Source organism: Dolichospermum compactum NIES-806, from assembly GCF_002368115.1.
Taxonomy (GTDB): domain Bacteria; phylum Cyanobacteriota; class Cyanobacteriia; order Cyanobacteriales; family Nostocaceae; genus Dolichospermum; species Dolichospermum compactum.
The window spans coordinates 1,386,468-1,401,990 of sequence record NZ_AP018316.1; the positions used below are offsets into that span (position 1 = coordinate 1,386,468).

At 40.4% G+C, this 15,523-nt stretch carries 8 protein-coding genes and 3 pseudogenes; 6 read left to right on the plus strand and 5 right to left on the minus strand.

Going from position 1 to position 15,523, the window contains the following annotated elements:
• Window positions 1-177: 177 nt before the first annotated feature.
• The gene (locus CA730_RS06840) at window positions 178-1,944 is read left to right on the plus strand and encodes a ribonuclease J (protein WP_096665507.1); all 1,767 of its coding nucleotides are present in this window, start codon (window positions 178-180) and stop codon (window positions 1,942-1,944) included.
• Between the two features lie 917 nt (window positions 1,945-2,861).
• On the opposite strand, the pseudogene CA730_RS25485 reads toward CA730_RS06840, so the two are convergent.
• Window positions 2,862-3,274 (minus strand): annotated as a pseudogene (locus CA730_RS25485) (SLC13 family permease); the annotation flags it as partial.
• Between the two features lie 342 nt (window positions 3,275-3,616).
• Between CA730_RS25485 and CA730_RS06850 the strand changes: the two are divergent.
• Window positions 3,617-3,994, plus strand: coding sequence for a Mo-dependent nitrogenase C-terminal domain-containing protein (locus CA730_RS06850; RefSeq protein WP_096665510.1), 378 nt, complete (start codon window positions 3,617-3,619; stop codon window positions 3,992-3,994).
• A 71-nt stretch (window positions 3,995-4,065) separates the two neighbouring features.
• Here the strand turns inward: CA730_RS06850 and CA730_RS06855 are convergent, their stop codons facing one another.
• Entirely contained in the window at window positions 4,066-5,913 is a 1,848-nt protein-coding gene (locus CA730_RS06855) for a caspase family protein (protein ID WP_096665513.1), read from the minus strand.
• Between the two features lie 290 nt (window positions 5,914-6,203).
• Here CA730_RS06855 and CA730_RS06860 point away from each other — a divergent pair.
• The 3 genes and pseudogenes from CA730_RS06860 to CA730_RS06870 all read left to right on the plus strand — a co-directional run.
• A pseudogene (locus CA730_RS06860) lies at window positions 6,204-6,650 on the plus strand (hypothetical protein).
• Window positions 6,651-6,876: 226 nt separating this feature from the next.
• Entirely contained in the window at window positions 6,877-7,053 is a 177-nt protein-coding gene (gene rpmF, locus CA730_RS06865) for a 50S ribosomal protein L32 (RefSeq protein WP_039202630.1), read from the plus strand.
• Between the two features lie 76 nt (window positions 7,054-7,129).
• Window positions 7,130-7,648, plus strand: a pseudogene (locus CA730_RS06870) (RNA-guided endonuclease InsQ/TnpB family protein); the annotation flags it as partial.
• A gap of 116 nt (window positions 7,649-7,764) precedes the next feature.
• On the opposite strand, the gene CA730_RS06875 reads toward CA730_RS06870, so the two are convergent.
• A complete protein-coding gene (locus CA730_RS06875; protein ID WP_096665516.1) occupies window positions 7,765-9,150 on the minus strand; it encodes an aldehyde dehydrogenase in 1,386 nt (461 codons plus the stop codon).
• 172 nt (window positions 9,151-9,322) lie between these two features.
• Here CA730_RS06875 and CA730_RS06880 point away from each other — a divergent pair, with 172 nt between their 5' ends.
• Window positions 9,323-10,036 carry a rubrerythrin family protein gene (locus CA730_RS06880; RefSeq protein ID WP_096665519.1) on the plus strand — a complete coding sequence of 238 codons (714 nt, stop codon included), beginning with the start codon at window positions 9,323-9,325 and terminating at the stop codon, window positions 10,034-10,036.
• A 925-nt stretch (window positions 10,037-10,961) separates the two neighbouring features.
• On the opposite strand, the gene CA730_RS06885 is transcribed toward CA730_RS06880, so the two are convergent.
• Entirely contained in the window at window positions 10,962-11,600 is a 639-nt protein-coding gene (locus tag CA730_RS06885; RefSeq protein WP_096665522.1) for a transaldolase family protein, read from the minus strand.
• 364 nt (window positions 11,601-11,964) lie between these two features.
• Complete coding sequence (gene metH / locus CA730_RS06890) at window positions 11,965-15,507, minus strand: methionine synthase (RefSeq protein ID WP_096665525.1); 3,543 nt, start codon at window positions 15,505-15,507, stop codon at window positions 11,965-11,967.
• Window positions 15,508-15,523 lie beyond the last annotated feature (16 nt).

The following is a 15,523-nucleotide window of genomic DNA, read 5'->3' on the forward strand; positions in this document are numbered from 1 at the left end:
TTATCGTCTTAACACTTGTGCTACAACTGAACAATATAAAAATCATTCAGTTTGATGTCAACGAAATCAAATAGGACTTTATAGAAGCTGAATTTAAACAGAAAATTTGGTCTTTTCTTTCATACAAGAAACCGAACTATCAACTGATTCACAACTAACAAAAATCTCCAGGAGAAAATGTCTAAAAACGAATCTAATCCCGCTCTCAAAATTATTCCTTTGGGCGGTTTACACGAAATAGGTAAAAATACTTGCGTTTTTGAATATGAGGACGAAATTATCCTGTTAGATGCAGGATTGGCATTTCCCACAGAAGCCATGCACGGGGTAAATATTGTATTGCCAGATACAACTTATCTACGAGAAAATCGCCACAAGATTAAGGGCATGATCGTTACTCATGGTCATGAAGACCATATCGGGGGAATTGCCTTTCACTTGAAGCAATTTGATATTCCGGTAATTTATGGACCTAGACTAGCAATGGCAATGCTAGAGGGTAAACTAGAAGAAGCAGGGGTCCGCGATCGCACAGAATTAAGAAAAGTCCTTCCCCGTGACGTGGTGAGAATTGGTAAACATTTCTTTGTCGAATATATCCGCAACACCCACTCCATCGCTGATAGCTTCACTGTAGCTATTCATACACCAATAGGCATAGTTATCCACACAGGAGATTTTAAAATTGATCATACTCCCGTAGATGGTGAAACTTTCGATTTACAACGTCTGGCAGAACATGGTGAAAAAGGCGTACTTTGCCTATTGAGTGACTCCACTAATGCAGAATTACCAGGATTTACACCTTCCGAACGGGCTGTTTTTCCTAACCTTGACCGAGAATTTTCTCACGCTACTGGACGTTTATTTGTCACGACTTTTTCTTCTAGCGTCCATCGCATCAACATGATTTTGCAACTAGCAAGAAAACATAATCGTGTGGTGACAATTGTTGGGCGTTCTATGCTGAATTTAATCGCCCATGCGCGGAATTTAGGTTATATCAAGTGTGAAGATAGCCTATTTCAACCGTTGCATACGGTTCGGGGTATGCCAGATGAGAGAGTGCTGATTTTAACCACAGGCTCTCAGGGTGAAACAATGGCAGCGATGACGAGAATTGCCAATAAAGAACACCCCCATATTAAAATTCGCCAAGGAGATACGGTTCTCTTCTCCGCTAACCCCATTCCTGGTAACACAATTGCTGTGGTCAATACCATTGACAAATTGATGATTCAGGGAGCAAGGGTGATCTATGGACGGGATAAAGGGATTCACGTTTCTGGACATGGTTGCCAGGAAGAACAAAAGCTGATGATTGCTTTAACTCGTCCGAAGTTCTTTGTGCCATTTCACGGTGAACATCGGATGTTGGTGAAGCATTCGGAAACTGCTCAAAGTATGGGGATTCCGGCAGAAAATATGGTGATTATCCAAAATGGGGATGTCATCGAGTTAACCGAAAATTCTATCCGTGTGGCTGGAAAAGTGCCAGCGGGGATTGAATTGGTGGATACTTCTAGTTCGGGTATGGTGAGTTCTAAAGTGTTGCAAGAACGCCAACGGATGGCTTCTGAAGGGACTGTGACTATTGCTGCTGCTATTGACTGGAGTGGTAAGCTAATGGCAAAAACGGAAATTCATATGCAGGGTGTGGTGACAAGCATCGAGCGATCGCTCTTGCAAAAATGGGTACAACAACGCATTGAAGAGATTCTTGCCGTCCGTTGGACAGAGTTTTCTCCCGTAGAAGGACAGCCCGCTGATACAGATTGGGGTGGATTGCAGGAAACCCTAGAACGGGAATTGGCGCGTTCTATGCGGAGAGAGTTGCAATGCCAACCTTCTTTGACGTTGTTGATGCAAGTTCCTGAAGAACCTGCTGTGAAGGTTTCCGATGGTAGAAGACGACGCACTCGTTCTACTGCGGTTGCTTCTTAAGAGTTAGCTCACGCAAAGGCGCAGAGGCGCAAAGGTGTTATTCAGCATCTTTGCGCTTTTCAGCCGAACTTAGGGACTTCCAATTAAAAAAATACCCAAAAATTTCTTGTGGTGCGGGACGAAGATCCCGCTAATCATCAAGGACGGGCAGGATGCCCATCCCACAAAATTGGGTAATTTATTTTTTGGTGTTACCTTAGAACTTAGCTTGTTTTTGCAAGACCTGTTCTAGAGTTAAATTAAATTGAGATTTACCCTCAAAAACAGTGCCGACTTTACCTTTGTTAAAATGGATCATATTTAATTTGTAAGCTGTAAGCTTGATCTGTTAAGGGTACATTTCCCATAGCGTCTCCCACAGAGGAGGAATAACGAAGCGATAGCGAAGCACTCCGTAGGAATCGCAAAAACCACCGGATTATGTAATTACTTGCGCTCGTAATGACAATTTCAGGGGTCTATAAAGCCTGAAACCCTTGCAGATACCACTTGTGTGTACACCGTAGCCTTCATAAGGGGAAAGGGGGGTAAAATGTGATGAAAATTACGGGATACAACTTTTAAAACACTCTCTAATGGGATAACGTTTTTTCCAAGTTATATCAGACCAGTAATTCAGTATGTGCGAATTTAACGAAGTTAAGGAAATTTCGTTAATAACAATTTTGGAAGTCATAGTATAACTGGGTTGTAGCCTTATGTAAAAAAATTACTAACCTTTTCAAACAGCCAATTTCAGAAAAAATTCTTTAAAATGGTATAAATTTGAAGCACGCAAAAACTAAAATCAATGTCAATCCATCTAAAGATAGATATTGAAGCACCGGAATTGACTGGAGTTTAGATACTAGTAAGTAATTATAAAAGTGTTATTCTTTAATTTACTGTCTCTGTAGCAAGAATACGCAAAAGTTCTAGGGAATGGGATTTAAGCCTAAAGATAGAGTTAGACTTAAAGTGAGGGGTGTAAAAATTAGGTCTATGGTGTCATTGAGAAAGCAAAGAAGATGCCACAGCCGAAAGTAATAATTATCAATAAGCTTAGAGGACTACGGATACATCTCAGTAGCAATGTCGGTGCTTTGCGGAAAAAGCCGACATAGGACAGGTTGGCGTTAATCACCATCATGCTTAACAAAAATACAATGATGTTGGCATCTATGGAATACCAAGCTTCCTGCAAATTCAGGACACCCAAAGCTATCAACACAGCAGCGCCGACTAAGGCAATAGTGGTACGGTTTATCCATAGGTATGGGATGTAACTGAGAGCTAAACCTAGTTAGGTTAAAGATAATGCGCTGTAAATGGCAAATTTAGCAAGAATCACTGTCTAAAGTTTGCTGTTTAAGAGTATTTTTCCTAATCCTATTTATTGATAATTATTGCTATAATAAGTTTTGTTGCAGTTAACAGAAATCACACCCAAAGGCAGATGTCTTCACTAAAATTTTAACTGTGCCAAGTTACTAGTAAAATTGAATGAACACAGTATTGCTTTTTGGGAAATTATGGTCAAAGCGACATATTAACATATAGATTCAATCATAGGAAGCAGTTAATTACAACTTTGATAAAATTTCCGTCATAATACTGTTTTCCGTTTCAGGTTCTTGTCATATTGTATATTCATCAGTAAGGTGAATACCCTCAAAGGAAGAGAGGAATTACCATGAAGGTATCTAAGAATATTCAGAAGAAGATTTTTTTAACAAGTTGGATTTCTCTACATCCAGTAGACGCTAGTGAAGCTAATATGACTCCGTTACACCATGTTGCAGCCCAGCCGGCTTGGGACTTTTTACGTCCTTTGCGTAATTGGTTAGATAATATTCAGGTGCGCGATCGCCTATTAGCTCATCGTCTCTGTAAATACATTCCGGCTCAGTGTCCATTTGAGCGTGATGTCAAAGTATTTGGTAAAACACTGTTTCACATTCCGCCAATGTGTAAACTTAATCCTTTATACGAAGAAGTAGTAGGTTTGCGATTTAAAGCAATGTGCTATCTAGCTGATACCTGTGGCGAAGACATTTCTCAGTATTGCTAATGGGTAATGGGTAATAGGTAATAGGTAATAGATAGTAGTTTTACAACTGACCAATGACCAATGACAACTGACTAATTCTTTTGCTGTTGCCACTTTTGGATAGCATCCTGAGCATCTTCGTAGGCAATCGTTACTTGTGGGACTAATGCGGCGGTGGCGACAGCAGCTTGAAAATCTCCTTGAGTGGCACGAATTTTGGCTAAATCTAGAATTTTTTCACTCCATTCGTTAATTAATGTTTGGGCAATTTCAAACCCAGGTTGTCCTTTGGGAATTTTTTTAGCAACTTCGATGGCGCGATTATAGGTTGATGCTTGTTCAGGAATAATTAAATTTTTAGCTGCATCTAAGAGAGTTTTATTACTTACATATTGCTTGGCTTCTAGTTGCCATTTTTGAATAAGTGTTTGAGATTGGGAATAAAGCGGATCTTTTGTGGTGATTAACTTGGCAATTGTGATGGCGGCTGTATGTTTTTTTTGTTGAGCTTGTGCCTGTGCTAATTCCAAAATCATTTGACACCAGACCTGAATATTTTCCTGAGATTTGGCGTATAGTGGTGAATTTGGGGGAATTCTTTGGGATTTAGCGATCGCAATACTTAAATGATTTGGTTGTGTGGGGACAAGCAACATTTTTTGTAGCTCTAAAATCGCTTGATTACGTTTTTTAGAGTCTGTATTGGCACTAATTTGGGCGTTACTAGGATTTTGAGAAGTTTTAAATATTTGGGGAAATTGCAGTTTGCTAGTCTGATTATTAGATACTGTTTTTGAGAAATTTTTAAACCGAAAACTTTCAGGATTACGGAGTAAAAATGTAGCGATTATACCTACTATCACCATCGTACCGCCACCCCAAATGATAAATTGTTGCCAAATTGGTGGTTGAGATTGCAGTGAAGTATAGGTATTGGCTGTGGTAAGAGCGGGAATAAATCTGCCACTGGACTGGGATTCTGGGGAAATTGTTAAAGTGTGATTGCTGCTAACAAGTGACTTTGATATGGGTGGGGAGACTAAATTTTCCTCGGTTGTTGTTGGGGTTAAAGTGGTCTCAACTGAGGCATTTTCCGTCCACCAAGCCCTGTCTGTGCTGCTAGAGGAACTATTTTCTAGTGGGGGTGCGGTGCGGGTGATAGCAAAACTTTCGGCGGGGAAAATTAGGGCTTCTGAGTTTTCATCTAGTGTCAACGTGGGTAAAATAGCTGGCTGGGTCGTGGGAATGACAGTCATGGGGTTTTGGACTGGTCGCCAGTGGTGTTGACAAAGTTTGGGGGTAAGATAACTTACATAGGCGGCTAAATCGGCGAAGTTGTATCCTTTTCCAGAACCCAAGGCTTCTAATAATGCTGCTGTGAAAAAACCATGACCTAATTCCGTGCTTTCATGGGCAAATTCCTCGGGTTGACAGGAAATAATTGCGCCCATTTGCAGTTCTTGGGCTAGTTCAATAATTTCCTGTCCTACTGGTGCATCTGCTTGAGTCCCAAAAGCGCGGTTAATATCAAAAATGAGTAAGATATTGAGTCCAGTAACTTGTAGACCCTGGATGAGCGATCGCACTTCTATACCAGTTTCGGGAACTTGATCGGGATTGCCGGCGATTGGCATTAAATAATCTTGTTCTTTGTGATTAACCCCATAGCCGCTAAAGAATAACCATAGGTAGTCCCCTGGCTGCCAAAGTGTCGCTGCTAATTCTTCTAGCAACAAGAGGATATTTTCTTTTGTCGGATAGGAGGATTGTTCTCCTATGGGGGGCGAGGTATTTGTCATTAACAAGCATTTTTCGGGGAGAAAACCTGCTTCTGTTACCAAAAAATCCTTAATTGCCTCAGCATCGGCTTGAGCGCAACTGAGAGGTTGAAAGAATTGATATTGATCAATGCCGATGGCGATCGCCCAGTAATTTACCATCCCGCTATGAGTCGGTTGTTTGTTGTTTGTTTGCTGAAAATTGCCCTTAGCACGCGGCGTTAACCACACAGCTAACTTATGTAGGAGGAGTCAGGAGGAGGAAGAAGGAAGTAAAAGCCTCTTGTAGACAGCGGTTCATTGTCAATTGATGTCCTTTTGCACCTTGTCCGTTGCTATAGTTTAGTTAATTTTCACTTATTGCTGAAATTAGTTGTAGTGTACATAACATAAATAATCGTAAAATACTTCCACTCGATTTCCATGATCGGTCATTCAGGAGTTAGAAGATTATGTTCAGGATTGATGCAAAACAATCATTTTCCGTGATCCCCTTTTCAATTATTAGCCAAGTTGGCAAAAAAATCCAGGTTATTCATAGTGGAGTGTGGCTGTTATTAGCAGTTCCTTTATGGTTAATGACAGAATCGATCGCTCCGCAGATTGTCCAAGCTTACACAGCTAGAGTAGATTTACTGCTAGACCGTTTATCAGAGGAAAGCTACGGAACGGTTCTAAGAAGGGCAGAATCAACCGCTAGAGCCGCAACTCAACGCAGCTTTGATCAAGATATTTTAGTTACATAAGTATCCTTTATTATTTCAGCACAAAATCGGGGAGCGATCGCCCCAATTTTATCATTAGAAGTCAGTCGTCCTCAATGGCAAAAACTACCAGATCCCCAAAATTGGACAACTTATTTTAAAACAGCCCGCTTATTACTGTTAATTGATCAGTAGAGTGACATACTCCCGTACCGCTTTTGCCCAAGTCACTCGATTTTGGATTGACTCCACCCTCAAGTGTAGAGTTGGAAAATTTGGGATTTAAGACTTTTCCGTTCTCAAGGAACGGGAACCCATGCCAACTTGTTTAATCTAAAATCTAAAATCTAAAATTTCCGGTCAAAAGTCAATTAATCGCTTACAATAGGAAGGTTGTCAAGAAACACGATATACCGCTGTCATGGCTGTTCCTAAGAAGAAAACATCAAAATCTAAACGAGATAAACGCCGCGCTACCTGGAGACACAAAGCTGCTGTGGAAGCGCAAAAAGCTATCTCCCTTGGTAAATCAATTTTAAGTGGTCGTTCAAACTTCGTCTATCCAGCAATTGAGGAAGAAGAAACAGAAGAATCTTAGAGAAAAATTCAGTAGTCTCCAATTCAGGAGTTAGAACAAATTTATACTCGTGACGACTGAGATTTGAATTTTTACAGGTTCAAAAAATAGAGGCAAAGCTAGGCAGATTTTAGGAAAACGCCACCTCAAAATAAATAGGAAACGTAAAGACCATGCTGTGAAGTTAGCACGGTGCGTAGTTCGGCCCAACGACTTGATATCCTATGAAGATTTGAGAATTAAAAATCTGGTGAAAAATCATTGTCTAGATAAGTCTATTAACGACGCATCCTGGTATAAGTTTCGTGTCTGGCTTGAATATTTCGGACTCGTATTCAAGAGGGTCACGGTAGCGGTTAATCCGCAATACACGAGCCAGGAATGCTCTAACTGTGGTGAAATTGTTAAAAAATCTCTATCCACTAGAACGCATATTTGTCAATGCGGTTGTGTGATGGATAGAGATGAAAATGCAGCCTTAATTATCCTGAGTCGAGGATTGAGTACCGTAGGGCATACGGTAACTTTCATGCTAGACATGAGCAACGCTTTAGGAGATAAGTCCTCTACTCGTGCTGGAGAAATCCTGTCCGAGCAAGTCATGTCTTTGATTTAAGAATCCCCGTCTCTAAAGAGACGGGGAGTGTCAAAAAATTACTGAAAACCCGAATGTGTAAGGGTTTAGCAGTGCTAAACCCCTGCATGGAGGATCAAATAATTTAGCCATTTTGATTAAGTACCAATAATTTTTTTCAACAGCGGTAATTTACCTTGATAGGGTGCGTATCGCCAATTTATATCCAAACGAAATGTGTTTTGCAAGACACTTTTGTAATGGGAAAAGGTGTCAAAACCAGCTTTACCGTGATAGCTACCCATCCCACTATCACCCACACCCCCAAATGGTAAAGAAGAAACAGCAACCTGCATGACTGTGTCATTAATGCATACTCCCCCAGATGATGTTTCCTGTAAAATACGTTTTTGCAGGTTTTTGTTTTGAGAAAATAAATATAAAGCCAGGGGTTTTGGTCTAGAGTTAATCAAGGTAATAGCTTCATTGATATCTGTATATTCAATGATGGGTAAAATTGGACCAAAAATCTCCTCTTGCATTACCGGATCTGTTAAAGAAACATTTTCTAACAAAGTAGGTGCAATATAAAGTTGTTCACGGTGAGTTTCTCCACCAATAATCACTTCACCATATTTGAGTAAATTAGCTAATCTGTCAAAATGTTCTTGGTGAATAATTCTGGCATAATCAGGACTAGTAGTTGGATTTTTTCCATAAAATTCTTGCAGACATTTTTGTAAAGCATTGACTAAATTTGGTTTAATTTTTGCATCTACCAACAAATAATCCGGGGCAATACAAGTTTGTCCAGCATTAATAAATTTACCCCAAGTGATGCGTTTGGCGGTATGTTCTAGATTAATGTCTGTATCAATGATACAAGGACTTTTCCCCCCTAATTCCAAAGTTACCGGAGTGAGATGTTTGGCAGCAGCTTCCATCACTATTTTACCAATGGCTGTACCACCGGTAAAAAAGATGTGATCGAATTTTTCTGCTAGTAACTGTTGACTAGCTTCTACTGCACCAGGGACAACTGTAATATATTCTGGATCAAAGTATTTATGAATAAGTTTTATAATTAAATCCGAAGTATGCGGTGCGAGTTCTGAAGGTTTAATAATAGTGCAATTTCCCGCAGCGATCGCCCCAACCAAAGGTGAGATAATTAACTGAAAGGGATAATTCCAAGGACCAATAATTAAAACTACTCCTAACGGTTCTGGATATATCTTAGCCGAGTATGGAAATAAATCTAAAGGAACGGCTGCTTTTTTGGGTTTTGTCCAAGTATTGATATGTTTGAGGGCATAATCAATTTCTTTATTCACACCGATTTCCGTAGCATAACTCTCAAATTCAGGTTTATGTAAATCAGCTTTTAAGGCTTGAATGATTGCTGCTTTATTCTCAATTACTAGTTGTTTTAGTATTTTAAGTTGGGCAATACGAAAAGTAGCATTTTTAGTTTTACCAGTTTGGAAAAACTGGCGTTGTTTGGCAATAATCTCGACGCATCTTGGTAATTCGTTGGTAATCATTGTTAATCAAATCTTAAAGAATGTGTGTAATGATTCAGGGAACAGGGAAGATAAAAGAAAAATGTTTTTCATGCTTCATTCTGATAGCGCAGCGTGGCGTTAGCTATACTTCTGAATTCTTACGAATGTGTTTTAATATTAGGCAACAACCTCTCATTGAGATTCGCAAATTATGGATTTATCCAATTTTACTACATTACAAAATTTAGAATCAGCCTTTGGTGGGGAATCAATGGCTAATCGTAAATACCTATTTTTTGCAGCAGTCGCACGTAAACTAGGTTTTGCCGATTTAGCAAAACTTTTTAAAGAAACAGCAGATCAAGAGACTGAACACGCTTTCGCACATTTTGAATTATTACATCCAGAACTTGTTGTTGAAGATGCAGCAGCTTTAACTGATGAACAAAAAAGGGAAATCATCTCTCGTTGTTTATCTTTAGCGATCGCAGGTGAAACCTATGAATACACAACCATGTATCCTGAATTCGCTGCTGCTGCTGAACATGATCGAGATCATCCCGCAGCGGCAGAATTTCTCCAGCAAGCTCAAGAATCTAGTGATCACGCTAACACATTTCGTACCGCCGCTCACCGATTTGGGTTGCTTAAATTCATTGAAAATTATCACGCAGATCGCTACACTGAAGCCTTAGAAGTCTTGAACGGTGGAGACGCTGTGACTAGAGTTGTCAGTGAAGATCCGCAAACCCAGAAATGGATTTGTAGACAATGCAGCATGATTTATGATCCTGTGACAGGTGATCCCGATTCAGGAATTGCACCAGGTACTGCATTTGCAGATATTCCTAAAGATTGGCATTGTCCTATTTGCGGTGCAACCAAGAAAACTTTTAAACCCCTTGAGGAAAAAGTTGCCGCTTAATAAAAGTTAATCTAAGTAAATTCCCCATCATCTACTGATGCTCCCTCTTCTCTGATAACGTATAAAATATAGAAGAGGGATTTCTGTAATTAGGACAAATATGCCGTGACTGCTAATGCCATGCCATCAGATAGAGATCAATCTTTATCTGTTGGCATGGATGACTATATTTCTAAGCCTGTTAAAATAGAAAAAGTTGTATAGTCAATTCAATTGCTGCAACAAAGATGTTTTAATAGCAGGAGATAGGAGTTCGGAGTTCGGAGTTAGGAGTCAGGAGAAAGAAGAAGAAAATTCCCTGTTCCCTGTTCCCTTATCTCAACCAGCAATTTAAATGCGTGACAGCTTAGGAAAAAGTACCCAAAAAAAAGAGAGTGGGAGGAGGCATTACCAAGCGCCTTTCTCTCCCACTCTACCATTTGCTGCTGAAGCGATTAGGAACTTTATTCATATAGACAAAAACCGCTAATTAGGGGGGTAATTTGCAGGTTAACGATAACGTCTATACTTAGCAGGTATTCCTATGCAGCAAATACTAATTCTATTTATTTTTTAGACAACCTCTACAAGAGTCTTTTGTTAATTGATTCAGCGTTTTAACAACTCTCTTGTTTTTGCTTGTCTAATATAATTTAGCTTGGATAATTTCATCGTGGTTGCCAATTTGGCATTTATTTTTATTTTTGTTATTTGTTAATCTCTAACAGTTTTTAACCTATATTTTTCGAGAATAATTAATAGGGGGTCACACCCATCATCCCTGACATAGCTTGATTTCATTGGTTTTAAAGGCATTTTGTCTATGACTATAAACCCGATTTTAAAGTATTCTAATTATGCAAAATTCAGGTTTTCAGGATGAGGGGTGAAACCCTTCATTGATTCACTAAGAGTCTTCTCTATATAGGATTGAAGTGAGATCAAGTTAAATTGTTAAACCAATTCCTCCAGCCGCAAAATCAATCACGGTTTGATGGGAAAATTCATGGGTGGCGATCGCTTGCAACATTGTCAAAGGTAAGGTGAGATGATTTGCACCGGCTTGAAGAGATGCGGCTGCTTCTGCTGGTGACTTGATACTAGCTGCTAAAATTTCCACATCACTGCCTTTGAGGATGCTGGACATATCGCGGACTAAGGCAATACCGGCTCCTAGCAAACGTTCTGCCCGATTTACATAGGCGATCGCAATTTTTGCCCCCGCTTCCTTAGCTACAGCGGCTTGTGCGGGGCTGTAAATGCCAGTGACGGAACAGGTAATTTCCGAAGAAAGGATGGCTACTACCTCAAATCCTAGCGGTGTAGCGGGAATTTTCAAGATGGTTTGAGAACCAATAATTTCAAAGGCTTTTCTCCCTTCGGCTATCATTTTCTCTTTATCTGAAGCCAGGAGTTGGTAGTATACAGGACCCGAAGTTAAGGAAACTAAGGTTTTGAGGGTGATTGCTGGTGGGGTGTTAGCTTGCGCTAATAATGTGGGGTTGGTGGTAATACCTTTAACCCAACCCCAATGTTTAACGATTTCGGCTTCTGCGGCAATAGCTGAATCTAAATAAAGTGCCATAATCATCCTGATAAATTCTTACAAGAGCATTCGGTAAGCGTAAAGCTCAGTGTCTTTAGACTTGAGATACAAGCGAATCCTGCGGTTTTAACCGCATAGAGTCTTTCTTTTCATTACCAATAGGACTTACGCACTGTACAAATTCACGATGATGTGGATGAACGAAAATCCGTCGTTTCAGGCTTTTGGTGATTAACTTCTGCTCAATAGCGAACTGCTTGCAGCAGCGCTTCGCTATCGCTTAAAAATCATCAAAAAATCACGTTAAAATGCCCGAAACCCATACCTCATATTTGGTTGATCCTGTCAATGCGTAAGTCCTAACCAATATAAAATTAGGCTTTTAAGCCTTCTGAGGGATAGATTAAGCCGTGAAATACTTCGCCGCAGAGTGATAAGTAATAATCGCCGTTGTCGACTGTTCAGGATATAATTGCTCACTTTCATCCATGTGCATCTTCATCCTATCAACTCCCAACAACTCCAACTGCTTATACTGATCTTGGATATTCGGACAAGCTGGATAGCCGAAACTATACCGAGAACCTTGATAGCGCTGCGCCAACATATCCCGAATATTGTCCGGTTCAGAATCACCAAAACCTAACTCCCGGCGGATTCTGGCGTGAGTCCATTCCGCCAAGGCCTCCGCTACCTGTACAGCCATACCATGAAAATACAGATAGTCCGTGTATTTATTATCGGCAAATAGCTTTTGTCCGAACTCCGTTGCAACTTCCCCCACAGTCACCGCTTGCATAGGGAAAACATCAATAATTCCCGACTCCTTCGGTGCAAAAAAATCCGCAATACATAACCTATTAAAAGACCTCTGACGCGGAAACTCAAAACTAGCTCTTACCTCTGCGTCCTCTGCGCCTCTGTGGTTCGTTTCATAAATCAATAAACTATTCCCCTCAGATTGACAAGGAAAATAGCCATAAATTACTTGAGGATGTAATAAATTCTCCTCAATAATTCGCTGTTTCCACTCTTCTAATACCGGATAAACCTTATCAGCTAAAAACGCCTGATATTCCTCCTTAGATTGTTCCTTGGGTTTGCGGAATTGCCATTGTCCAGCTACCAAAGCTTGTAAATCCAAATACCAGAATAATTCCTCCAAAGAAATATCATCAGGTTGTAAAAACTGCGTTCCCCAAAAAGGTGGTTGCGGACGTTCAATATCTACAGCCACAGCCTCAGAACGCCGAGTATCAACCTCTTTTTTAAGATCAGAATTATCTATTGTGGGGTGGGAACCTTGCCTGCTATTTTCCTCAACAGATTGATGTCCATTTTCTACAACTTCATCCAAAAATCCCTGTAAATTATCCCAATTACCTGCTGTTTTTGCAGGCATTAACTTATCCATAAAATGCAAATCAGAAAACGCATCTTTGCCATAAACAACTTTACCTTTATAAGTTCCTTGGCAATCCTGATTGACAAATTTAGGAGTTAAAGCTGCACCACCTAAAATTACCGGCACAGTAATTCCTTTTTCATTAAAAGTCTGTAAATTCTCTTTCATGAAAGCGGTAGATTTTACTAACAATCCACTCATGGCAATACAATCAGGTTGATACTGTTCGTAAGCTTGAATGATGTTTTCTACAGATTGCTTAATTCCCAGGTTAATTACCTTGTAACCATTGTTAGATAAAATGATATCTACAAGATTTTTACCAATATCGTGAACGTCACCTTTGACAGTAGCAATCACAAAAGTTCCTTTCGCATTATTGCCAGATTCCGACTTTTCCATGAACGGTTCTAAATAAGCAACCGCAGCTTTCATGGTTTCGGCAGATTGTAAGACAAAAGGTAATTGCATTTGTCCAGAACCGAACAATTCACCGACAACTTTCATTCCGTCTAATAAGAAAGTATTGATGATTTGTAAGGGAGGATATTGTTCTAAAGCTTTTGTTAATTGAGTTTCTAAACCAATGCGTTCACCGTCAATAATATGCCGTTTCAAACGTTCTTCAATTGGTAAACTGGCATCAATTCCTGTGTTCCGTTTGGTTTTGACTCCGGCAAAAATTGTGGTTAATTCTCCCAAAGGATCATAAACGCAGACATTACCATCAAATTTGCGTTGATCATAAATTAATTGTCGGCAAACTTCTTGATGTTGAGGTTCAATTTTAGCCAGGGGTAAAATTTTACTCGCGCTGACAATTGCTGCATCCATGCCCGCATTCATGGCTTCATGTAAAAACATTGAGTTTAAGACTATGCGGGAGGCGGGATTTAAGCCAAAGGATATATTAGAAACGCCCAACATGACATGACATCCGGGCAGTTCTTGGCGAATGCGGCGAATGGATTCAATGGTGGCTTTGCCATTTTCCCGATCTTCTTCAATCCCAGTAGAAATCGGTAGAGCTAAAGTATCAAAGAATATTTCTGTAGGAGCAATCCCATATTCTACAGCTTGACGGTAAGCCCGTTGGGCAATTTGAAACTTTTTCTCTGCTGTCCGCGCCATACCATCTTCATCAATTGTGCCAATAATGACACCAGCACCGTATTTTTTGGCTAATTCTAAAACTTTCAAAAATCGTGGTTCACCGTCTTCGTAGTTGGTGGAATTGAGTAAACACTTACCTCCAGCCACTTTTAAACCCGCTTCCATTTTTTCCCATTCAGTGGAGTCGAGCATTAATGGTAATGTCACGTTATTGACGATGCGAGAAACCAACTCGTACATATCACGCACGCCGTCACGTCCCACATAATCAACGTTAACATCCAGGATATGTGCGCCTTCTTTCACCTGACTCCGCGCCATTGAGACTAAACCATCCCAATCTTCGGCGTTGAGTAAGTCACGGCATTTTTTAGAACCACTGGCGTTGAGACGTTCACCCACAATCAAAAAAGAATTTTCTTGCTCGTAAGGTTGAGTAGTATAGATTGATGCTGCGGATGGTTCTAAACTTGGTTGTCTAACTTTTGGTTTTAACTCTTTAGCAATTTCCGCCAATTGTTGAATGTGTGCTGGTCGTGTCCCACAGCAACCCCCAATCACTTGGACACCTAAATCTTCAACAAAGTGCATTAACGCCATCCGTAATTCTATGGGCGTAAGCTTGTAATGGGCTTGACCGCCAATGTTTTCCGGTAAACCCGCGTTGGGAATACAGGAAACTACGAAGGGGGAATGTTCTGATAAATACTTGATGTGTGGTTTCATCAAGTCGGGACCGGTGGCACAATTTAAGCCGAGAATATCAATGGGATAAGATTCGAGAATAGTAACTACGGCGTTGATTTCTGTCCCTACCAGCATTGTTCCCATGCTTTCCATAGTTACAGACACCATTAAGGCGCGTCTTTCCCCTTTTTTGGCAAAAACTTCCTCAATTCCATTCAATACGGCTTTGATTTGTAGCACGTCTTGGCAGGTTTCGACGAGAAATAAATCCACACCACCATCAAATAAGGCTTCTGCTTGTTCAGCAAAAGAGGCTTTCATGGTGTCAAAGTCAATATGTCCCAAGGTGGGAAGTTTGGTGGTTGGACCGATAGAACCAGCCACAAATCGGGGTTTTTCGGGAGTGGAAAATTCCGCAGCAACACTTTTGGCAAGTTCGGCGGCTTTTTTCGTGAGATAGTAAGCTTGGTCTGCTAGGTCGTATTCTGCGAGAACGATGGACATAGAGCCAAAGGTATCAGTTTCAATGACATCAGCGCCAGCAGCGAGAAAATCACGGTGAACTTTGGCGACGGCTTCGGGTTTGCTGTGAACTAAATACTCGTTACAACCTTCATATTGTGCGCCTCCAAAATCTTCAGCGGTGAGGTTTTGGGCTTGCAGGTTGGTTCCCATTGCGCCGTCAAAGACGATAACGGGACGTTCTGGACTATAGAGGTGTTTGAGAAAAGGATGGGTCATATTGTGTGAAAGAATA